This window comes from Yersinia sp. Marseille-Q5920 (genome assembly GCF_946902935.1).
Classification (GTDB): Bacteria; Pseudomonadota; Gammaproteobacteria; order Enterobacterales; family Enterobacteriaceae; genus Yersinia; species Yersinia rochesterensis.
The window spans coordinates 126,980-147,433 of record NZ_CAMPQA010000009.1 but is presented as its reverse complement, the minus strand read 5'-3'; the positions used below and the strand labels follow the sequence as shown (position 1 = coordinate 147,433).

Sequence of the window (20,454 nt, the reverse complement as noted above, 5' to 3'; positions counted from 1 at the left end):
GCTATTCCTCCCGCGATGAGTGATCGTCATCTTTGCGGCGCTGTTTCTGTTGCCGCCCCAGTTCACGCACTGTCATCAGGCTAACACCGGCGACCAACCCCACCACGCCGCCCAGCAATGCCGTGGCGGTGGTCGAAATTTCGCCGCCCTCAGGGTTATTAATCAGCGGTTTCTCAGCACGCGGTGTTGGGTTCTCGATATTCGCCAATTGGGCAATACCTTTAGTAAACCCGATTCCCTCCTCATTACAGCCATAGCAAGGGTGCCCAATACCAACCGGCCAGATGCCACCGCCAACATCGCAGAATTCCAGTGTCGGGCAGTTGCCGTAGGTTTCCGGCCCTTTGCAACCCAGGTGATAAAGGCAAAAACCTTGACGATGCCCTTCGTCGCCAAATTGACGGGCAAAACGGCCAGCATCGAAGTGTGGACGGCGCTCGCAGTTTTCATGGATTAAACGGCCATAAGCAAAAGTCGGGCGATTTTTGCTATCCAGTGCGGGCGGCCGCCCGAAAGTAATGATATGGGCCACTGTCGCCAGGAAGTTATGAGGATTAGGCGGGCAGCCAGGAATATTAATCACGGTTTTGCCCGGCAGCGCCGCTTGCAAACTCACCGCACCGGTCGGGTTGCCCCCCGTCGCGGGAACGCCCCCCCAAGCGGAGCACGAACCAATGGCAATTATGGCCGCCGCATGTTCCGCGGCTTCGCGGATATGCTCGACAATAGGTTTACCCGCCACCATGCAGTAAATCCCACCGTCTTTCAGTGGAATCGACCCATCCACCACCAGCACATATTTCCCTTTGTACTGTTCGATGGCCCGATGTTTATTCTCCTCCGCTTGCTCACCAAATGCCGCAGAGAGCACTTCGTGATACTCCATTGAAATAACACTCAACAGCAGGTTTTCAATGGTCGGGTGAGTGGAACGTAACAGTGATTCGGTACAGCCAGTACATTCCTGAGCACCAATCCAGATAACCGGCGGGCGCTGGGGGGAACTGACGGTGCTGGCAATTTCAGCGGCAGCCTTGCTGCTGAGCCCCATGGTGGCCGCCAATGCGGCACAAAGCTTCATAAAATCACGACGGTTAACGCCATGCTGGGAAAGCATGTTTTTTTCCCCTGTCATTATTATTCTATTGTTTACATACCCGATATTGATGACGGGCATACCCTTATAAAAAACATGGTTTTCTGTTAATAGTTTGTAACTCTGTAACTTTAATTAAGTTGATCTCTATCAATGGAAATTGATTGAATTAATGCGAGGGAAATATCTGTGAACTAAAACCGTTTCAGCAAAACATTTCATTTGCCACGAAATAGAAAATCTGTCAGGAGGAGGTTTGGTGAATGCAGATGGAATTGAATATCATTAACCCAACAATGAAACCAATCCCAGTAACTTTAATTAAATATCAGTTATTTTAGTTAGTTAACTAAAAATGAAAATTTCACATCATATAAAAACGAAACAAAAAAAGACGTAAATATAAACCATAAAGCACAATTAATAATGAATAATACTGCAAAAAAAAACTTATCATTATTAAGTCAGATAACAATAAGATTTTTATCAATTTCATTAATTTTAAGGGTTTAAAGTTATTTTTTCCCCCTCTAAATCGGCAAACATTAATGTTACAAAATGGATCAGCCCAGCATAATGTTTAAAAAACGACCAATGTGAATTAATTGCATCTTTTGTATATAAATCAAACTTTTGGTAAATAACTCGTGCTATGATTCATTTGTCGGTCAATATTCAACCGGTTATGCGCTAAAAGGGGTCTATATGATAAAACCATTCATTGTTGTTGCTATCGCCGTCGCCACACTCAGTGGTTGCGCAAATAATAACACCCTTTCGGGCGATACGTTCAGCAGCTCTCAGGCTGGACAGGCCCAAACCGTCACTTACGGTACTCTGGTTTCTGTGCGCCCGGTGACTATTCAGGGCGGTGATGGGAATAACGTCGCCGGTGCTGTCGGTGGGGCTGTTGTCGGTGGCTTTCTCGGTAATACGATAGGTGGCGGAACAGGTCGGCGTCTCGGCACTGCCGCAGGTGCTGTTGCCGGTGGTGTTGTCGGCCAACAAGTGCAGAGCATGATGAACCGCAGTAGCGGAGTTGAATTGGAAGTTCGCCGTGATAACGGAACCACCTTCCTGGTTGTTCAGGCCCAAGGCGTGACTCAGTTCCAGCCGGGGCAACGAGTCACCATTGCAACCCATGGTAATACTGTCACTGTCACACCGCGCTAATTTTTGCCGCCCAAACGCTATGTTTGGGTGCAGCTTTTATTAACATTTAGCACTGTAAGCAAATTACAGCCGCCGTGAAGGGGCGAGGCCCATGGAAGGGCTTGATAGCAAACACATGCAGCTTGTGGCATGACGGCATAATGTAAAAAACACCGCCCAGCCCTAAAAGCTCGAGGGGAAGCTGGACGGTGAAAAAAGAACATAACTAGCCCGCTTTCTTTGCTGCAGGCTTCACTACATTCTCTCCGTGGTTGCCAAAGAATTGATATAAGGTGTCTGAAGCCGTTTTGGTTAATACCATAATTTCAATACGGCGGTTTCTTGCCGCAAGGGGTTCTGCCGGGTCCAGTAGCATCTGATCTGCCATGGCATTAATTTGCAATACTCGCCCCTCAGTTAACCCACCTTTTACTAATGCCTTATGGGCCATCAACGCCCGCTCACCAGACAGATTCCAGTTGTTGTACATCACTTGATCACGATAGCGGGAAGCATCGGTATGGCCGGTAATAATGATTTTATTGTCCATCTCATTAAATGCCGGAGCTAACTCTGCCAGTAACCGGCCAAAGAATGGGGTCAATACCGCACTGCTGCGCTGGAACATATCGCGCTGTTTATCATCCTGAATCAAAATACGCAGCCCTTGTGGCACCACTTCCATTTGCAAGTTAGATTGCGCATCGTAGGCGGAAGTAATTTGCATAATGATGCGGGATAACTCTTCCATTTCTTTACGTGATTTATCCACCACATCTTCCAAAGACAGTTCGGGCTCCGGCACTTCGACGGCCAAATTGCTTTTGGTTTCTTTCGCTTGTTCCTTGCCATCAATGCTGTTAGAGAACTTGCCGCCGCCACTTTTGCTTTTAGAGGGAATAGAAATAAAGGATTGCTGCGAAAAGATGGTTTGCCCATTCAGTTGCGCGACAATTTCTTGCCGCTCTTCCTCCGATACCACCCCGACAATCCATAGCACCATAAACAGCGCCATCATCGCTAAGGTAAAGTCGGCAAAAGCCACTTTCCATGCGCCAGAATGCCCGCTACTGTGTTTTTTTCTGGCCGCGCGTCTAATTATGGTGGTTTGCCCGTCTCTGGCATGACTTCTCATTACGCGCCTGCCATCATCAACTTGTTAATCCAGGAATCCAAGGTGGCAAAAGTGGGTTTGCTGTCTAATGGCAGCATCTTGCGACCTGCATCTACCGCCAATAACGAAGGTTTACCCGCCACATGACTGACCAGCACTATGCGCACACATTCAAAGAATGCCAGCTTCTTTTTCATCTCTTGCTCCATGGCATTAGCCATCGGGTCCATCAGGCAATAACAGATAAACACCCCGAGGAAGGTGCCAATCAAAGCCGCCGCCACTTTGATACCAATCAATGCAATCGAACCATCAATCGACTGCATGGTGATAATAATGCCTAATACCGCAGCACAAATACCAAAGCCGGGCATGGCTTCTGCGGTGCGGTGAAAGGAACGTGAGGGAACCAGCAGTTCATCTTCTACGGCGGATAACTCCTGCTGTAAGATTCCTTCCAGTTCGTATTGGTTAATTTTCCCCATCGCCATTAAGCGGAAATTATCGGAGATAAAAGTCACTAAATGATGATCATGTAAAATAAGCGGATAGCGCTGGAATAACGGGCTATTCGCCGGAACTTCAATATGTTCATCAAGACGTTTCAATCCCCCTTCGTCGACCATTTCCAACAATTCATAGAGCAGCATTAATAATTGTTTCTGAAACTCAGCGGTATATTCACTTTTGCGTGTTACTGCAACAATTTGATACCACATTTCTTTTAATACATAACCTGGATTCGCCAATATCATGGCACCAATTCCGGAACCAAAAATAATAATAATTTCCCCAGGCTGCCAGAAGGAAGATAATATTCCGCCTGACATAATATAGCCGCCAATCACACAGATCATAATGACCAGCAGACCAAATAATTTCTGCATAACACCCTCGATAATTTAAAAAAATGATTTAATTTTTTGAACTAGTTTTTTATTTAGCTGACAAATTCGTGCTTCAGTGAGATCTAAGACCTGAGCAATCTCTTTCATACTCATTTCTTGTTGATAATAAAGATGCAGAATCATTTGCTCTCGCTTCTCAAGTGACGCAATAGCATGGTTCAGATTATCTTCAATAATAATACTTTCTTCTAACTCTCTGCTCTGTAACGCATCAGTCGGCGTGTCTAATGACAGTATTTCGTCCAAACTCTCCATGCCGCTGGCACTTTCCAAAAGCAGGTATTCTTGATATTCCTCCGCTGTTAGTTGCAGCTCGGCCGCTATTTCCTCAAAGCTCGGTTCATGGCCCAATCGCTTGGCCAATTGTCGTATTGCCTCATTAGTCTTGTGCGTTTTTTGCCTTAACCGGCGCGGCCGCCAGTCATGTTCTCGCAATTGATCCAGCACCGCACCACGAATTCGATGGACAGCATAGGCAGCAAATTGCCCATCAGGGTGACCATAGCGGCGTAATGCCTCTAATAGCCCCATCAATGCAATTTGCTGCATATCCTCCTTGCTGATAACACTGTCGGCCTGAAATGAAAGTTGTCTGACAATACGTTTTACCAGCGGCAAATACGCTTCCAGATATTTCCCTTCCTCTGCAGGAGTCAGTGCTAAATTATCATTAGTATCTATTATTGCCATATTGATTATTGGAAGACCATTCGGCTAATCACCACATCATCAAATGGCATTGGCGCATTTAATTTTTCAAAGTCTTTTTTATATTCATTCATCAACTGGCGACGTAAATCGACAATAGAGGTATTACGCACGGCTTGATAATCCATATGAGAAAGTAAGTTCACTGTAGCCGATTGAATGACTGGCACCATTGCGATAACTTTCTTAATATCATTATCATCCCCCGTTGCCACACCTAATTCCAGCTGTAGGTAGCGCTCGGCTTTGATATCTTTTAGCGTGATAATCATGTTCTTAATCTCAACAAATTGAACTGATTTATTACCACGTATAAACGATTTACTGATAGCAATGGGTTTATTGTTTAATTTTTCCCAAATGACATCATGATATATTACTGCCACGGCAACCAATGCAATTAACAATAACAAGCCCCACACTTTCATTGAAAATGTTTTTTTCTGGGTGTTCATTTATAATCCTTTATACGGTGATGAGGAGCGTACCATCGTCGGCACTCATGTTCGTTTGAACCTCAATATGACCTGCTGCCAAAATATCGGTATGCGGCGGCTGGTTCTGGTTCTGCTGCTGTCGTTGCTGTTGCTGACTGTTCGCCGATATCTGTACCTCTACAGCAGCACTATTTTGCCCAGTTAATGTTTGCCGTAACTCGGCGCAGCTCTGCTGCAATGCCCGATAAACATCCCCCTGACTTGCATTAATATGAACCTGTAATTTTCCTCCTTCCATATGCACTGATATATCAATTTTACCCATATGCGGTGGATCTAACCGAATAGTGGCATGTCGTACTTTATCCTCAATCTGCATTTGCAGGCGCTCACCGAGCGCATTATGTAACTGTTGCGGCCACTCTTTCTGGTTAGCCACTAATGTCAGTTGACTCTCCACCCGAGGAGCGGCCACTTCAGCACTGTTATTAGTAATATGACTCAGAATTGTGGGGATAACCGCACTGATTCCCTCTGGCATAATCCGATTAAGAAGCAAACTTTCCCCTACTGGCACTGCCGGTTGAGCCGTAATATCCAATCGTGGGCTAATCAATTTCAGCAGATTCATCAGTGGTGATGATTTATCTGCTGCAAGTTGATCAGTTATCTGTTGGCTATCAGCCGCAGGTCCAAAAGGTGTAATAACCGCCAGTGGTGCAGTTTGTACCGGCAAGTTCTGCCCATGAAATTGCAGCAATACATCAAGCAATTGCTGGTTCTGTTCATCAGTCGGCGACAGCATAGCCGCATCATCCGCTCTCAAATTGCTATCAAATTTCGTGATCAAATCCATCACTACTGACGGCCGTAACGAAATCGGTTGATGGGGTACCCATGCTTGTGACAATACCTCATCAAAACCTACCAAATGATCAGTACCGCCCTCTTCTGCATTGCCCGCAATGGGAGCATTCCCTACATCCGCTGCCAGTTGGCTACCCGCCTGAGCAAAGCCGGTTAATGTAATCACCTTGTCTCCTCTTGTTGTGCCATATCTTCATAAGCGGAAATCGCCATGGTGGCGTAGGCGGTGATGCCCACTTGTGCTGCTCTCTGGCGGGCTATTTCATCCTTTAACTGATGCTTTTGCAGACCACAGCATTCATATGCCCGTTGATACATTTCCTTTAAGCACTGCATCGCCGATTGCTGTTCCAGTGAGAACGAATTCTCAGACCGTTGTGCCAACCACTGAATAACTCGGCTATCTACGGCCTCTATTTGCTCCCAATCTTGTTGCCCAATCGCCAAGTCTAAGGTGGCGATACACTCATTAATTAACAATAAATCATTCATTAGCTCTCCTTGTTTGCTTCCCAGCCTGAACGCAGAGTGACTAATATCTTTTCCACTTCATCAATATATTCCAAGGACATTTTTATGCTGGCGTCATATAACCGATAAACGCAGTGGCTATATAAGCTGGCCGTACTCTTGGCGAGTTCCCCGCCATGAGTAAAATCCAATGAACCGGTCAGTGCATTTAATACATCAATACATTTATTAATGCTTTTGGCCTTATGCTCATAACGTTTAGCTGCAATATGTCCTCTGGCCCGAACTAACTCGTCCATTAAGCCATTGAACATAATTAATACTAATTGCTGTGATGTGGCTGCTGCCGTTTGGATACCAATATCCGCTGACTGATAATCATGAAAGTTCTGATCCAATAACATTAAAATCTCGCCTGCTGATCAAACATATCCATGGTGCTTTGCATCTTATCCATCATTTCATTCAAGCGATTAAATTTGAGTAGATTGGTTTTTAATGCTCGCGCATAACTGTTTTCTAACCCTTCCTTGGTTCTTTCCAGTGATGTTTTGCGCATTGCCAACATCTCTGAACGCACTTTTAACGAACCGTCACTGGCATTTAAATAAGGGTCTAACGCTTTATCCAGCTTATTAATTAGTCCATCGGGGCCGCTCATCAAGTCAGTTATTAGTGTTGGTGAGGTCTTCAGTACTTCTGTTAATTTTTTGCTGTCTAACTTCAAATCACCATTACGGTCAAATGACACCCCAATCATGCCAAGGGTTTTGCCGCCATAGAGTTTGCCGACCAGGCTATTTAAATTTTGCTTTAACGCGGTGGATAATGAATCGCTATTATTATTTGAACTGACGGCAGATTTAGCGCCATTAAAAGCATCGATAAATTTCTTGATTTGCGTTTCTGTTTGCGCCGGTTCGACTTCAATTTTCACTTCCAGCAGGGGGTCACCCACCTTTTGCACTTTAACCAGCTCAAGGGTCACACCATCAATGACTTTATCCAAGGTGTTACTGCTACTTTCTATTTTCAGACCTTTCGATGGGTCGCCGATATAAACTACGGAATCCTCGGCGAGGGAAAGTTCTTGTTGGTTTGCGGTGCTAAAAATAGCCGGGCGAGAGCCGTCAAATTCTATTTTATTCGCGGCACCGCTTTTATCACTGGTCAGTAATAATATCTGCTGACCATTACTGCGCACCACCGAGGCGGTGACACCGGGGTTATCATTCGCATGACTAATGGCATGAGCCAAATCTGCCAGGGTATCAACGTCCTTCAGTGCAACACTAAAAGATTTACCATTGACGGTTAACTCCAGTGGGCTCTGCTCAGTTTTAACCTTGTCATCGGTCAGGCCGGTATAGGCCAGTTGATGGGCGCTGGCCAGTTTCTCCACAAAAAACGAATAACTGCCTTTGAGCGCTTTTTCATTGGCACTAATGGTGGCCACTTCTTTAATGCTGGTGCTGGCTTTATTTTTCAGTAAACCTTCTTCGACTTTACTTAAATCCTTTAATGCATCACGAAAAGTACTTAAGCCCGATTTTTGTTTATCCAATGCCGCTTGCTGCGTTTTTAATTGCTGCTCCAGCTTATGCTGTTTTTCTTTTCTTTTGGCGAACAGACCTTGGGTAACCTGTTTGCTCAATGCATCTACATCAATTCCCATTTGCGTTTCCCCGATAATTTGTTTTATGCAACCCACTTCAGGATAGAGCGGTTAATACCCTCAACTACCTACAGTTTAGCAATAGTCGTGCCAACATTTATTTAATTGATTTATATGGATATTATTTTCATCAAGGAAGGGTTTCTTCCTTACTATCCTCAAGAGGAAGCAAATTGCGGCCAAAAAAATACCGCCATAGCAGCGGTATTTTTGAGGAGCAAAAATGATTAGAACAACTGTGCAACCATCTGACCCATTTGGGTATTTTTTGACAGTGCTTTAATCCCGCTTTGCATCAGCAACATTGCGGTGTTTTGTGCAGTCGAAGCGGCAACAGCATCCGCATTCATAATGGAATCTTTAGCAGCCATATTGCCATCACGCATATTGGTCAGGTTGTCGCTGGAATAACCCAGACGGTTAATCCCTGCCGCCAGTGATGCGGTGACTGAACTGTAGCTACCAATGGCTTTGGTTAGCGTAGTAATGGCTTCTTGGGCATCATCCAGAGTATCCAACTTAAGGGATTCAATCCCACCGGCGCGATAGTTAGGGTCAGTCTCCTTAAAGTTTTTCAGATCAAATTCAGCCTTAGAAACCTCCTTATTAATTTCACTTTCTGCAAACGCTTGATATTCTTTAAAATCCTTCATCGTCACCTTGCTACCAGCAGTGACAACTACTACGGGTGACAAACCAGCAAAATGTGCTTCAGATTCGGTAGTATGTGTAAGCGATGTCTCTTCCGACGCAATTGCCGTGTGAGCGGCAGCTTCTGCCGCTTTGGTTTGCGCAGCAGTCGGAAGTGCAGTACCAGTACCGAGCGCAGTCGCAAGCGCTTTAACCAGTTCAGCATCAAATTTTTTCTTATATTCTGCTGCCGCTATGTCCATATCATTTTTATGTGGCCGTACTTTTCCTGTCGCAGTAGCAAGAGCTTTCTCAAAACCGTCGAGTGCTTTCTCTGTAACTGTACCTGCCGAATTCGCGACTGTCGCTTTACCGGCTACGGTCTCCATCAAACCTTTCACGCCTGCTGAAAGATCAATTTCGATCACATCAGTAGCGCTGGCACCGGTCTGGAAGGTCAGTTTGCCATCTAATTTACCACCGCTGGCAAACAGGGTGCCGTCACCAAAAGTAGATTTCTCTAGCGTAGACTTCAATTCTTCGCCCAGTGACTTAAATTCTGCATTCAGTGCGGCACGGTCTTGAGCACCATTGGTGGCGTTCGCTGCCTGGGTTGCCAATTCTTTCATACGGTTCAGGATACCGTCGGAACCGGCCAGTGCGCCGTTAGCCGCTTCCAGCATCGCAGAGCTTTGTGAGTTGTTACGCAGTGCCACATTCTGGCCAGTGATAGCCGCATTCAGGCCAGCAGCAATTTGTGAACCCGCCGCATCATCTTTAGCACTCAAAATACGCAGGCCAGTGGACAATTGGCTGGTAGACTGGTTGTACATGCTCTGTGATCTGTTCAGTGCTTTCGCGGCGATAAAAGCTTGTGATTGGTCGCGTACGGTGATTCCCATGATAATTTTCTCTATTTGGCGAGAGCTACCTATTAGCTCCCTGCCGGTATCTGAGAAAAGCGTCACCGTCACCTGTAAAATTAAATATGAAATTAAAAAAGATAAAATAGTGAAATGAAATTATATTGGCAAGGTAAAAGGCTAATATTGACACGCGCAGATTAGACGACACTATTAATTTTAAAATTAAATTAATATCCTTTTTTTATGACTATTTATTCAATATTGGTCATTAAATTATTCAATTCGCTACAATTCCGATATTGCCTCATTTTGTTTGTCTTGCTCATAAACACGTAATTTTATATGATGCGCTCCAGTTTAATCGGGGGGTTAAGATAATAAATTTGATAGTACGGCAGCATCCTACACAAATATTTTAATTGAGATCAGTACTATACGGATAAAAATTTTTACTCTAGGTAGATTTTGGTATGCTATTTATCGTTAATGACCAAATAACCTTAACTTTATAATGGTCATCTGCTTCCTCAGATTATTCCTGCGAACATTAAAATGAAAAAGTGCCAATATATTGTTAATAAATGGTCTATTGACCTCTCATCCGGTTTTATCAGTCATCAGGAAACCGGTGAGCAAAAGCGCCTGGGCGAATATCAAGTTAAGCTGCTAAGTGTGCTACTGCAACATTCCGGGCAAATTCTCTCGCGGGATGAACTGACCAATTTAGTCTGGAAACGCCGGGTTATTGGCAATAATAGTTTACCGAATGCCGTCCACACTTTGCGTGTCGCCTTGGGGGATGATAAAAAGCAGCAGCGTATTATTCAAACCATCCCTAAAATCGGTTATTTATTAGACGCAACTTACTGTGAAATTATTGAAGAAGATGAAGCCCTCCCCGCGTTAAGTGATGTTGAAATCGCTGATGACCCATTAATGGTTAATCACAATCTTTCCGAGAATGCCGATCAAACCTTACTTAAGACTGTGGCAGAAAATCGTGAAACGCCGCAAGAAATGAATAATTCATCAGCAGAGGGTGCCGGTTTATCTCATCATCAACTCTTAAGTACAGATAGCGAATCACCAGAAAAAGTTGCCACCGAGTTACCACTGGTTTCCCCTCCGATTGCAATACTGACAACAAATTCTACCCAGCCCCCCGGAACAGCAAAAAAAACTAAAAAGCTATTCGGTTTACTGGCGATTATCACTATTGGCTGCTGCATAGCACTCTATTTAACCTTTCAAGGGCAGAGTGCCGCAACTTATCAAGCAACAGAACAAGAGCAAGGAACTTATAGCAATATCAGGATGTTTCAGATTGATGACAGCCGTTTTGATAAGCAAAATGCCGACAATCTGTATATCCGGCTAAAAGATACGCTGTATAGAATCGATAAAGACCTTAAAATTAAAAATGCACATTTGACTATTTATTACCATATATCCCTGCGGCGGCTGGATTACACTATTTCAGTTGAAACGCAATGTGATAAAAAACAGCTTAATATGACGATTTACCATTGGCGGCAAGACGACAATTTGTTGAATAACGTTATCTATGATGAAACAGAGAGAAAAATAAATGAAATACCTGCCTGCTAAAATTAGCCCTATTTTGCTGATGTGTGGTGTGTCATTTACTGCATTGGCGCTTACCCATATTGATGATATCTCCATCAATCCTCATAGTGAGATGCAAATGGGGTTCTATGATCTGTTATCCCATAAAAAAGAGATCTACGATGTCCGTATTACATCAACCCATGGCGCAGTGATCAGTACAATCACCAACCCCAATGATAATAGATTTATTTTTAAGGGGAAATTCACCGTAGAAGCGGCGAAGAACCAACAAGTGAATTTCAAATATACGCCGATATTCTATAACAACCCCACATCAGGGCGCATGATTGATGGTTTTATGGACTATATGACCCATAACAATATTTTTATGACACCGATGACAGTAGCCGGTCAGCCATTGCTTTACGGATTGAGTGGAATATTTCTGGATGAAAGTAATATGACAAAGGGGAAAGATTAATTTCCCCTATATCCGTCATACTTTAAGCCGCATGTATGTTGGCTACTATTGTTAAATAAAAATTATTTTACAAATAAGTTTTTGACAATGGCACTATGAAGATAGCCTTGACCACTATGTGATAGTGTTGCATAAGATGGGCGCTCGGAAAATTGTTTGTGTGCCAATCGCTCCGCAATAGATATTGCACTGTTAGGTTGGATAATACCGGCCATTCCTGCCACCCGTTCACGAGCATTATTCTTGAATTTATTCAGTTGGCGCAATTCGCCAGTAATATGTGTTAATGTCTGTTGTAGATCTTCAATGTATTCTTTAGCTATAAACGGCTGACCGATAATCTCTTTTACCTTATCCGCCAATACACTCTCGGCCTGTAATTCAACAGATTGGAATTTGTCTGCTGGATAATGCGAACTTTCTCCGCGCACAGTCAAATTCTGGCTTAATCGTTGCCAGTGTTTCTCATCAGTCTGGAATGCCAATTGGCCGTCATTATCAAGTTTACCGTGAATACCCAAGCGCCCTAACCCTTTATTGAGTTGCAGTATTTTGTGTTTAGCTGAACTTTGCCCAATAAGTTTGACCGCTACAACACTATTGGCAGCATCGGCTAATGAAAACAACAAAGTCTCATCCTCTGACGCCAGCAACAGCTTATTGGCCTGCTTAAAGGTAAAATTAACTTTTGGGCTTTCTTCTAAGGATATATTGAGCTGTCGATCAATTGTATCACCTGAGGCAATTTCTCTTTGTTCCAACCAGGATAATAATTTCAGCGACTGCTGCTTAATCGCCTTAGGATTATGACTAATAGCCTGTTGAAGCTCTGACAATTGACGTTCAGTCGCTAATAAATAGTGATCCGCCTGCTGCAAACTGGTTAATTGGCTATTAAGTTGCACGTTGTAACGCAAAGGTTCTGTCGAAAGGTAGCCAGACTCTGGAAAAGCAGCCGGTGTGACCCGCGGCTTTAGCGGCTTTATCTGCTGAGATTGTTCAACGCCAATGCGTTTATTAACCGCTAGCCCAGCGGTAACGCCGGGACTAACACTGGAGGATCTTACCTGCATAAATTCCTAGCCTAAATATAGTTAAAAAGGGATAACTGACTTATTTTTGCTTGCATACTATGGGCAATTTTTGTTGATAAAAAATTACTTTGCATAGCAGCATTAACCTGAAATATGTCAATTCCCGCCAAATCATTTTCCAGATTAGCATTCACAATTTCCACGTCATCATGAAGATTAGACAGGTGTTCAAGACGATTTTTTTTAGCGCCTAACTCAGTTAACATACCGCCAATCTTTTTAGCCGCAGTTTCGATGGCCGTCAGATTAGTGCTAATTTCCTGGTTATAAGTAGCCGGTGTAATACTCGAATCAATCATTTTATTGGCCAACTTTTTCAAATTAGTCAATATCTCTAAATCATTCGCAGACGTTGAAAGTGAGCTACTCAGATCAGTATTTTCTTGTAAGGTTATACCATTACCCACTACTGCATCGCGTCGCTCATTGTTACCATTGAAAGTATATTTTTGCGTTGTGCTGTCATACTCAATAGGCTTAATATTACTTTTAGTCCCAGAAAATAAATAATTCCCTTCGGAGTTTTTAGTATTGAGATCAGACATCATCCCATCAAGTAACAAATTTATTTCACGGCCAAATGTCGCAGACTCTGTTGCAGAATGATTACCATTTTTGGCGGCCAACATTTTATCACGCACCACCAGCAATTGTTTATCTAAAGAATTCAAGCTTGCTTTTTGTACAGAATAATTCCCGGACAAACGGAAAACATTAGTTTTATATTGGCTGACATCTGATTTTGAGTTTTCTAATTGAACCAATTGCATACTGGCAACAGGATCATCTGATATTTTATTAACCCGCTTACCGCTGGTTAGCTGCTCATTTAGTTTTGCATATTCAACCGTACGATTTACCATACTGTCCATCATTATTCTGGACAGACTTGCATTAGTGACTCTCATTACTTATCCCTATTTTAAGTCAATATTTTTATATTCAGCGCATTAGCGCCAGAAAGTCAGAGAAAAGCTGCTCACCGATAGAAATTACTTTCATATTTGCCCGATACGCTTTGCTGTACTCTAAAATATTGTTTCCTTCTTCATCGCTATCCACACCACTTAAGCTATCGCGATTTAATATCACGCTATTCAGTACATTTTTAGTCTGTGTAATTGACTGCTTATTATCACTACTGGCAAAGGCAACTTTTCCAACCAATGCCGTATTGGCATCTGAAAAACTGGTTTGTCCGATACCAGAAATAGTGATTGATTTATCTTTCAATGCTAATAATGCATGTAGGTTAGTCGCATTTCCCACATTAGTGGCATTATCCGAAAAACCTAATTCGCTTGGTTTAATATCAGTAACAGATAACATTCCAGCCGGATTGGAAGCATCAAATGAAAATAATGCACTACCTGCCACCCCCCCTAAATCATAGCCAGCAGCTAACTGGGTATTAACCTCTGTGGTTAATAACTGCGCCATTCCTTGTACAATACTTTCAGTCTCTTTTAACAAACCTTGCTCATAATTATTAATAGAACCGAGGCTAGCACCGCAAGACATATTTATTTTCGTACTATTACCAGCAAAATGGATATCAATCTGTGGCTGTGCACTGCCAGTATTTAACGCTAATGTGGCTACTGTCTGCCCATTAATTAAGGGCAAACCGTTTTTCATCGAGATATTATAACCACCATCAGCCCCTTTGGTTACGTTAATATCTACCATTTCGCTTAATTTATTGACGAGTTGATCGCGCTGATCTTGTAATACGTTAGTATTGGTCCCATCAGAACCCAGCTTTACAATTTTTTGGTTATATTCGTTAATACTCTGGGTTAACCCATTAACTTGGCTAATTATCGCGGTTCTCTGAGTAGCAATAACCTGTTTCTGCTCCTGAGCAGATTGATGAAAATAATTAAAATTCAGCGCCAGCGATTTAGCTTCATTCACCACTTGTTCACGATAAGCAGGTGAAGACGGGTTATTTGATCCTAATGACAGACTATTAAAGAATGCTCGCATCCCCGCCGCTAAACCAGTTTCTTTATCACCCAGTGAATGCTCCAGTTTGCTAAGAGCATTTTGAGAGGCGCTAAAATATTGATGATTACTACTCGCTTTCCACCCTTCGCTCACCAAATACTGTTCAGATAAACGTTTAAAAGCATCGACATTAACCCCATTACCGGCGCTGTAAGCATTATTTCCGCCGGTGCTAACCGCACTTTGTTCAGCTCGCTGGCGGCTATAACCCGGCGTATTCACATTAGATAAGTTCATTGCAGCCGCAGAGAGACCGGCTTGAGCCGCCTGTAAGCCAGTTTGTGCAATTTTGGTAAAATTCATGATATTCCCTGCTGTAATCAATTAAATAACAGATACACGTTAGTAGCAAAAAGCGGTCAATCAGCGGCCAAACTTAAATATGAATAGCTGCCCCCTGTAGCGCCAATGACCCAGGGGGTAATCAGCCGCGCTATTTCCCACCTAACTGCTGAATCAGTAAATGAGCGATACCACTACTGCGCTGCGAGGCCAAAGTGGACGCCAGTTTGTCATCGTAAAAATCCCGCATCATGCGCTGTTGTTTACTGTTAAACGGGTCGTCGTCGGCAGCCAATGCTTCAGCTGCTTTGCGCATTTGTGCCAGTAAGGTACGCATAAATACCGCCTCAAACTGCACTGCGGCCTGCTCAAGATCCTGTGGCAGGAGTTCGCCGGTAAAGCTCCCCGGCACCACCGGGGCTGATTTACTTATTGCGTCAATCATCTGCCATCCTTAAATTACGACCAGTTCGGCATCCAGTGCACCGGCTTCATGCAAAGCTTGTAAAATAGCCATGATGTCATCAGGCGAAGCCCCTAAACTATTGATGGTGTTAACGATACTGCGCAACCGAGTCCCCGTAGGGACGATAACCATTTGATTGCGTCCTTTGGTCACTTCAATGTCACTTTCTGGCGTAGTGACGGTTTTCCCCCCGCCAAGCACATTAGGTTGGCTGACATTTTTCTTCTCACGGATACTAACCGTCAGATTACCGTGCGAAACGGCGGCAGAGTGCACCCTGACACCTTCGCCAATGACCACAGTCCCGGTTCGGGCATTGAAAACCACCCGTGGCGACTGCTTACCGGCATTGATTTGCACATCTTCCAACAAAGACATAAAGGCCACCCGTGCCCCCGCATCTTGTGGTGCATTGACCATCACGTTAGTGGCACTTTGCGCCACCGCGGTGTTAGAGCCAAAAGCACGGTTCAGTGCCAATGCCACATTGTTGGCTGACTTAAAACTCGGCCGTTTCAGGTTAAGCACTACCTGGCTATTGCTTTGGAAATCACTCGGAATTTCGCGCTCAATACTGCCTCCATTGGGGATGCGCCCCACTGTGGCGGTATTGACCGTCACGCTGGAACCACTATTCGCTTCAGCTTTCATCCCTCCCACAATCACGTTGCCCTGTGCTAATGCATAAATTTCGCCATCGGCACCGCGCAATTGGGTTAATAGCAAAGTACCGCCGCGCAAGCTTTTGGCATCACCAATAGACGATACGGTGATATCAATAGATTGGCCGCGCGCATAACCCGGTGGCAGGGTGGCGCTGATCGCTACCGCCGCCACGTTCTTCACCTTGGGATCCATTTTTTCTGGCAGTTGCACACCAAACTGGCGCAGCATGTTAGCCATTGATTGGCCGGTAAATTTCACCTGGTTTTTATCGCCAGAGCCGTCAAGCCCCACCACCAGGCTGTAGCCCACCAGCTGGTTGCCACGCACCCCTTGAATATCCACCAGTGATCCCAGTGGTTGTGCTATCGCGGCGGGCAGAGCACACCACAACCCAATCAGCACAAAATAACGTCGTAACATATTGATTCCTGGTTAGATAGGAAATAATGGGTGGTTAAAGAAGCGCGTTAACCAACCGGCGGAGTTAGCATCACTAAGCGCGCCGCGGCCAGCGTAGGAAATACGCGCATTGGCGATTCGCTGAGAAGAGACTGAATTATCCCGCTCAACATCATCGGCCCGGACTAATCCGGTCACGCGCATATATTCATCGCCTTGATTGAGAGTCAGCCACTTTTCGCCACGGATAACCAATACTCCATTCGGCAATACCTGATGTACCGCGACCGTAATCGAGCCACGTAACATATTCTGCTGCGCCGAATTGGCACTGCCGTCAAAATCACGCTTGCCGGATATCGATCCCCCCAGCTTGTTCAGCTTTTTCCCCAAGATCTCGGGGATACCCAAGCTCATGTCGTTTTTTTTGCCAAAGTTAGTTTTAGCCTGCTTACTGGATTGAGTGGATTCATCCAACTTGACCGTCAGAATGTCACCGATCCGATACGCACGCCGGTCCTGCAATAGTGACCAGTTGTACGCGGGCTGGAACAGCCCACCACCTTCTTTAACCGTGGTCGGCTGGATCAAATTGGCCGGCGGTGCAAAAGCAGCATCGTCTTTCTGCACCAGCAGCGCTGGAGTTTCACAACCGCTCAACGCCAGCATCAATGGTGTTAATAATAAAAACCTTTTCATGCATCATTCACTTTTCAACGGAGGCGACGGCCAATTACAGCTTCTGAGTGACAAACTTCAGCATGTCGTCGGCAGCAGAGACCATTTTGGCGTTCATCTCATAAGCTCGCTGTACGGTTATCATGTCGACCATTTCTTCGACCACTTGCACATTGGAGCCTTCCAGTGATTTATGCGCCAGTGCGCCAAAGGACTCTTCCCCTGCAACACCTTCCGTTGCGGTACCGCTGGCAACGGTTTCTTTATAAATATTTCCGCCCACCGCTTCCAAACCGGCCGGATTGACAAAATTGACCAAGGTGATTTGCCCCAGTTCAGCGAATTCTGCCTCTCCCCCGATGCGGGCGCTTACCGTGCCATCTTTGGCGATCGCCAGATCTCTGGCACCTGCTGGCATCTCTATTTGTGGTACCAATGGCATACCTTGCGCATTGGTCAGTACCCCATCAGCATTGAGGGAAAAATTACCAGCACGGGTGTAAGCAATGCCGCCATCGGAAGTTTCAACCTGGAAAAATCCTTGGCCCACAATGGCTACATCAAAATCACTGTTGGTGACCTTAATATTGCCAACGGTAAATTGCTTTTGTGTCCCCACCACTTTGACGCCGCTACCAAACTGAATGCCGTTCGGTGTCGCATTGTTTTGATCCAATGGTGCGCCGGGGGTGCGCTGGTTCTGGTAGAACAGATCTTCAAACACCACACGATCGCGTTTAAAACCGTCGGTATTCACGTTAGCCAGGTTGTTCGAAATGGCGTTCATTTTAGCATCTTGTGCTGCCAAACCGGTTTTACTGACCCATAAAGCTGAATTCATAATGACTGCTCCCTAATTTCTATATCAATGAAATAACGATCCATGGAATAACGTTGTGCTGAAAGCGGTATTAGCTGCCACGGATGATCCGATTACCGGATTGCGCCAGCTCTTCCGCCACTTTCATCATTTTGATTTGCGCTTCAAACTGACGGCTGAGGGAAATACTGGCGGTCATTTCGCTGATAGCGGAAATATTGCTGCTTTCCAAATGCTTACTCACTAGTTGGACATTCTCGTCTCGTGCGGCGGCACCACGGCGGTTGACCAATAAGCCACGGTTATTTTTGCTCAATTGATTAGCGGGAATATCCACCAGCTTGATGCGATCAACTTCCGCCGGTGTCTTGATACCGCCGTCTTGCGGGATAATGGCAATAGTGCCGTCATCAGCGACCGACACCGACGAGTAAGGCGGCAATACAATAGGGCCGCCATCGCCTAATACTGGCAAGCCATTGATGGTTAAATCGCCGTCTGGGCCAATATCCATCTGGCCATTACGGGTGTAAACCTCGCGGCCACCACTGAGCACCGCAATCAACCCACGGTCTTTAATAGCGATATCCAATTCACGACCAGTTTCTTGCAAACTGCCCGCGCTCATATCTACACCAGCATTTTGGCTGAGCACCGCTACACGGCTGTTATAACCGCCGCCCGGCACCTGTGTCGCCGTCGCGCGTTCCAGATCAGCACGGAACCCCTGCGTGTTGACGTTAGCCAAGTTATTGGCATGAATCTGTTGTTGTGTCAGGCTGCGGTTGGCCCCGCTGACGGCGGTATAGAGAAGTTTGTCCATTACAGCACCTGGAACAGTGCATTCATCATGCTGTCATTGGTGCTGATGATTTTGGTATTCGCCTGGTAATTACGTTGCGCGGTCATCAAACCGACCAATTCAGCGGTTAAATCGACGTTGGAGGATTCCAAAGCACCCACTTCGATGCCACCTAACAACCCGGTACCGGGCGCACCTAAGAGTGGTCCACCCGACTTGCCAGTGACACTCCAAGTGGTGCCATTCTGCGCAGCTAACCCATTAGGATTGGCAAAATTTGCTAATGCCAATTTGCCTTGCAGCATCCGCTCACCATTACTAAAAGTGGCGTATACCGAGCCATCACTTTCAATGCGCTCACCATTTTTAGTGCCCGCCGTGTAGCCATTGCCTTTATTCAGGGTAGGAAGAAATTCAGATTGGAACTGAGTGGTACCGGTGTAATCAAGAGTAATATTGTAATTTTCCGCGCCAGCTGCGGAGTAAGGCCCTGTAATGGTTTGGCTGTTACCCGCAGTCAATACCCCTGAGGTATTGAATGTTAGCGTATTTTGCAGCGGTGCTGGCGACGTTGCCAGAAGAGTAGTCCCGTCAACGCCGTAATGCACTTTCCACTCGCCCGGATTGGCGCTTTTAACAAAATATTGCGTTACTAAATGTTCACGGCCCAAGGAGTCATAAGCTGTCGACGTGGACATATAGTTGTACGAATCTTTATCACTCGGAGTGAACGTCGTGTTGGCGGGAGGAGTGTCACTGGCGGGCAAGTTAGCCATAAAGTCCAGTTTGCTGGTCGCTTTAGCGGGCAAGCCAGTGGTGCTTATCTTCAAATCACCGATGATACCGGTTTGTACATTACCGGCAGCATCAGCGGGATAACCTTGCAATTTCATGCCGCTAGCATTGACCAATACACCATTATTATCCGTGGTGAACATCCCGGCACGAGTGTATGCATCCTCACCATTGTTGTTTTTCACCACAAAAAAGCCGCTACCTGAAATCGCCAAATCCATCGCGTTACCCGTTCGATCAATCGAGCCTTCTTTTTTGATACTTTGCGAGGTTCCGCTGACCCCGACCCCTAATGGCTGCGATTGAGCATACATAGAGGCAAACTCAGTTCGGCTCGACTTAAAACCTTTGGTGCCGGAGTTGGTGATATTGTTACTGATGCTGTTCAACTGTTCAGTCACCGCGCTCAGGCCGGTATTGGCAATACTAAAACTCATAAAATAATTCTCTTGTAAAATAATGGGTTAT

Annotated in this window: 22 protein-coding genes; 3 read left to right on the top strand and 19 right to left on the bottom strand. The window is 45.1% G+C overall.

Translation table 11 applies throughout. From position 1 onward, the window contains the following. Nucleotide 1: 1 nt before the first annotated feature. Entirely contained in the window at nucleotides 2-1,135 is a 1,134-nt protein-coding gene (hybO, locus tag OVO64_RS14305; RefSeq protein WP_145510097.1) for a hydrogenase 2 small subunit, read from the bottom strand. A 666-nt stretch (nucleotides 1,136-1,801) separates the two neighbouring features. Between hybO and OVO64_RS14300 the strand changes: the two genes are divergently transcribed. Then, the gene (locus OVO64_RS14300; protein WP_032819574.1) at nucleotides 1,802-2,269 is read left to right on the top strand and encodes a glycine zipper 2TM domain-containing protein; all 468 of its coding nucleotides are present in this window, start codon (nucleotides 1,802-1,804) and stop codon (nucleotides 2,267-2,269) included. Nucleotides 2,270-2,474: 205 nt separating this feature from the next. Here the strand turns inward: OVO64_RS14300 and lafU are convergent, their stop codons facing one another. The 9 genes from lafU to OVO64_RS14255 all read right to left on the bottom strand — a co-directional run bounded on the left by lafU (nucleotide 2,475) and on the right by OVO64_RS14255 (nucleotide 9,960). Beyond that, nucleotides 2,475-3,383, bottom strand: coding sequence for a putative lateral flagellar export/assembly protein LafU (gene lafU / locus OVO64_RS14295; RefSeq protein WP_049561216.1), 909 nt, complete (start codon nucleotides 3,381-3,383; stop codon nucleotides 2,475-2,477). Further along, nucleotides 3,383-4,249, bottom strand: a complete 867-nt coding sequence (gene motA, locus OVO64_RS14290; protein ID WP_145510096.1) for a flagellar motor stator protein MotA — start codon at nucleotides 4,247-4,249, stop codon at nucleotides 3,383-3,385. Before motA ends, lafU begins: the two co-directional genes overlap by 1 nt. Nucleotides 4,250-4,264: 15 nt before the next feature. Then, a complete protein-coding gene (locus OVO64_RS14285) occupies nucleotides 4,265-4,960 on the bottom strand; it encodes a FliA/WhiG family RNA polymerase sigma factor (RefSeq protein WP_145586701.1) in 696 nt (231 codons plus the stop codon). A gap of 5 nt (nucleotides 4,961-4,965) precedes the next feature. Beyond that, nucleotides 4,966-5,433 carry a flagellar basal body-associated FliL family protein gene (locus OVO64_RS14280; RefSeq protein WP_087795666.1) on the bottom strand — a complete coding sequence of 156 codons (468 nt, stop codon included), beginning with the start codon at nucleotides 5,431-5,433 and terminating at the stop codon, nucleotides 4,966-4,968. A 10-nt stretch (nucleotides 5,434-5,443) separates the two neighbouring features. After that, nucleotides 5,444-6,448, bottom strand: coding sequence for a flagellar hook-length control protein FliK (locus tag OVO64_RS14275; protein ID WP_267248850.1), 1,005 nt, complete (start codon nucleotides 6,446-6,448; stop codon nucleotides 5,444-5,446). After that, on the bottom strand, nucleotides 6,445-6,774 hold the full coding sequence (locus tag OVO64_RS14270) for a hypothetical protein (protein ID WP_049561234.1): 330 nt from the start codon (nucleotides 6,772-6,774) through the stop codon (nucleotides 6,445-6,447). The genes OVO64_RS14275 and OVO64_RS14270 overlap by 4 nt, the downstream gene beginning before the upstream one ends. After that, complete coding sequence (gene fliS, locus OVO64_RS14265; RefSeq protein WP_032819579.1) at nucleotides 6,774-7,157, bottom strand: flagellar export chaperone FliS; 384 nt, start codon at nucleotides 7,155-7,157, stop codon at nucleotides 6,774-6,776. Before fliS ends, OVO64_RS14270 begins: the two co-directional genes overlap by 1 nt. Further along, nucleotides 7,157-8,428: a flagellar filament capping protein FliD gene (fliD, locus tag OVO64_RS14260; RefSeq protein ID WP_267248849.1), complete on the bottom strand. Its 1,272-nt coding sequence runs from the start codon at nucleotides 8,426-8,428 to the stop codon at nucleotides 7,157-7,159. The genes fliS and fliD overlap by 1 nt, the downstream gene beginning before the upstream one ends. A 227-nt stretch (nucleotides 8,429-8,655) precedes the next feature. Next, nucleotides 8,656-9,960: a flagellin gene (locus OVO64_RS14255; protein WP_267248848.1), complete on the bottom strand. Its 1,305-nt coding sequence runs from the start codon at nucleotides 9,958-9,960 to the stop codon at nucleotides 8,656-8,658. A gap of 516 nt (nucleotides 9,961-10,476) precedes the next feature. Here OVO64_RS14255 and OVO64_RS14250 point away from each other — a divergent pair. Next, complete coding sequence (locus OVO64_RS14250; RefSeq protein WP_145586693.1) at nucleotides 10,477-11,532, top strand: winged helix-turn-helix domain-containing protein; 1,056 nt, start codon at nucleotides 10,477-10,479, stop codon at nucleotides 11,530-11,532. Continuing rightward, a complete protein-coding gene (locus OVO64_RS14245) occupies nucleotides 11,513-11,974 on the top strand; it encodes a hypothetical protein (protein WP_145510089.1) in 462 nt (153 codons plus the stop codon). Before OVO64_RS14250 ends, OVO64_RS14245 begins: the two co-directional genes overlap by 20 nt. Before the next feature lie 62 nt (nucleotides 11,975-12,036). Here the strand turns inward: OVO64_RS14245 and OVO64_RS14240 are convergent, their stop codons facing one another. The 9 genes from OVO64_RS14240 to flgE all read right to left on the bottom strand — a co-directional run bounded on the left by OVO64_RS14240 (nucleotide 12,037) and on the right by flgE (nucleotide 20,423). Beyond that, a complete protein-coding gene (locus tag OVO64_RS14240) occupies nucleotides 12,037-13,047 on the bottom strand; it encodes a hypothetical protein (RefSeq protein ID WP_145586691.1) in 1,011 nt (336 codons plus the stop codon). A gap of 11 nt (nucleotides 13,048-13,058) precedes the next feature. After that, on the bottom strand, nucleotides 13,059-13,976 hold the full coding sequence (locus OVO64_RS14235) for a flagellin (RefSeq protein WP_145586690.1): 918 nt from the start codon (nucleotides 13,974-13,976) through the stop codon (nucleotides 13,059-13,061). Nucleotides 13,977-14,010: 34 nt separating this feature from the next. Continuing rightward, the gene (flgK, locus tag OVO64_RS14230) at nucleotides 14,011-15,381 is read right to left on the bottom strand and encodes a flagellar hook-associated protein FlgK (protein WP_145586688.1); all 1,371 of its coding nucleotides are present in this window, start codon (nucleotides 15,379-15,381) and stop codon (nucleotides 14,011-14,013) included. A gap of 130 nt (nucleotides 15,382-15,511) precedes the next feature. Further along, nucleotides 15,512-15,805 carry a rod-binding protein gene (locus OVO64_RS14225; protein ID WP_038639167.1) on the bottom strand — a complete coding sequence of 98 codons (294 nt, stop codon included), beginning with the start codon at nucleotides 15,803-15,805 and terminating at the stop codon, nucleotides 15,512-15,514. 9 nt (nucleotides 15,806-15,814) lie between these two features. Next, nucleotides 15,815-16,912: a flagellar basal body P-ring protein FlgI gene (locus OVO64_RS14220; RefSeq protein WP_186377472.1), complete on the bottom strand. Its 1,098-nt coding sequence runs from the start codon at nucleotides 16,910-16,912 to the stop codon at nucleotides 15,815-15,817. Between the two features lie 12 nt (nucleotides 16,913-16,924). Beyond that, entirely contained in the window at nucleotides 16,925-17,590 is a 666-nt protein-coding gene (gene flgH, locus OVO64_RS14215) for a flagellar basal body L-ring protein FlgH (RefSeq protein WP_038639162.1), read from the bottom strand. A gap of 34 nt (nucleotides 17,591-17,624) precedes the next feature. Continuing rightward, entirely contained in the window at nucleotides 17,625-18,410 is a 786-nt protein-coding gene (flgG, locus tag OVO64_RS14210) for a flagellar basal-body rod protein FlgG (protein ID WP_038639158.1), read from the bottom strand. Between the two features lie 70 nt (nucleotides 18,411-18,480). Continuing rightward, nucleotides 18,481-19,212: a flagellar basal-body rod protein FlgF gene (gene flgF, locus OVO64_RS14205; protein ID WP_050291941.1), complete on the bottom strand. Its 732-nt coding sequence runs from the start codon at nucleotides 19,210-19,212 to the stop codon at nucleotides 18,481-18,483. Then, complete coding sequence (flgE, locus tag OVO64_RS14200) at nucleotides 19,212-20,423, bottom strand: flagellar hook protein FlgE (RefSeq protein ID WP_145510084.1); 1,212 nt, start codon at nucleotides 20,421-20,423, stop codon at nucleotides 19,212-19,214. The genes flgF and flgE overlap by 1 nt, the downstream gene beginning before the upstream one ends. Between the last annotated feature and the right edge of the window lie 31 nt (nucleotides 20,424-20,454).

What these genes read in the sequence shown, in the direction of transcription:
- lafU (WP_049561216.1), bottom strand. Translation starts at nt 3,383, where the DNA reads ATGAGAAGTCATGCCAGAGACGGGCAAACCACCATAATTAGACGCGCG.
- OVO64_RS14235 (WP_145586690.1), bottom strand. Translation starts at nt 13,976, where the DNA reads ATGAGAGTCACTAATGCAAGTCTGTCCAGAATAATGATGGACAGTATG.
- OVO64_RS14280 (WP_087795666.1), bottom strand. Translation starts at nt 5,433, where the DNA reads ATGAACACCCAGAAAAAAACATTTTCAATGAAAGTGTGGGGCTTGTTA.
- hybO (WP_145510097.1), bottom strand. Translation starts at nt 1,135, where the DNA reads ATGACAGGGGAAAAAAACATGCTTTCCCAGCATGGCGTTAACCGTCGT.
- motA (WP_145510096.1), bottom strand. Translation starts at nt 4,249, where the DNA reads ATGCAGAAATTATTTGGTCTGCTGGTCATTATGATCTGTGTGATTGGC.
- OVO64_RS14245 (WP_145510089.1), top strand. Translation starts at nt 11,513, where the DNA reads ATGAAATACCTGCCTGCTAAAATTAGCCCTATTTTGCTGATGTGTGGT.
- fliS (WP_032819579.1), bottom strand. Translation starts at nt 7,157, where the DNA reads ATGTTATTGGATCAGAACTTTCATGATTATCAGTCAGCGGATATTGGT.
- OVO64_RS14220 (WP_186377472.1), bottom strand. Translation starts at nt 16,912, where the DNA reads ATGTTACGACGTTATTTTGTGCTGATTGGGTTGTGGTGTGCTCTGCCC.
- flgK (WP_145586688.1), bottom strand. Translation starts at nt 15,381, where the DNA reads ATGAATTTTACCAAAATTGCACAAACTGGCTTACAGGCGGCTCAAGCC.
- OVO64_RS14240 (WP_145586691.1), bottom strand. Translation starts at nt 13,047, where the DNA reads ATGCAGGTAAGATCCTCCAGTGTTAGTCCCGGCGTTACCGCTGGGCTA.
- fliD (WP_267248849.1), bottom strand. Translation starts at nt 8,428, where the DNA reads ATGGGAATTGATGTAGATGCATTGAGCAAACAGGTTACCCAAGGTCTG.
- flgH (WP_038639162.1), bottom strand. Translation starts at nt 17,590, where the DNA reads ATGAAAAGGTTTTTATTATTAACACCATTGATGCTGGCGTTGAGCGGT.
- OVO64_RS14300 (WP_032819574.1), top strand. Translation starts at nt 1,802, where the DNA reads ATGATAAAACCATTCATTGTTGTTGCTATCGCCGTCGCCACACTCAGT.
- OVO64_RS14225 (WP_038639167.1), bottom strand. Translation starts at nt 15,805, where the DNA reads ATGATTGACGCAATAAGTAAATCAGCCCCGGTGGTGCCGGGGAGCTTT.
- OVO64_RS14255 (WP_267248848.1), bottom strand. Translation starts at nt 9,960, where the DNA reads ATGGGAATCACCGTACGCGACCAATCACAAGCTTTTATCGCCGCGAAA.
- flgE (WP_145510084.1), bottom strand. Translation starts at nt 20,423, where the DNA reads ATGAGTTTTAGTATTGCCAATACCGGCCTGAGCGCGGTGACTGAACAG.
- OVO64_RS14285 (WP_145586701.1), bottom strand. Translation starts at nt 4,960, where the DNA reads ATGGCAATAATAGATACTAATGATAATTTAGCACTGACTCCTGCAGAG.
- flgF (WP_050291941.1), bottom strand. Translation starts at nt 19,212, where the DNA reads ATGGACAAACTTCTCTATACCGCCGTCAGCGGGGCCAACCGCAGCCTG.
- OVO64_RS14270 (WP_049561234.1), bottom strand. Translation starts at nt 6,774, where the DNA reads ATGAATGATTTATTGTTAATTAATGAGTGTATCGCCACCTTAGACTTG.
- OVO64_RS14250 (WP_145586693.1), top strand. Translation starts at nt 10,477, where the DNA reads ATGAAAAAGTGCCAATATATTGTTAATAAATGGTCTATTGACCTCTCA.
- flgG (WP_038639158.1), bottom strand. Translation starts at nt 18,410, where the DNA reads ATGAATTCAGCTTTATGGGTCAGTAAAACCGGTTTGGCAGCACAAGAT.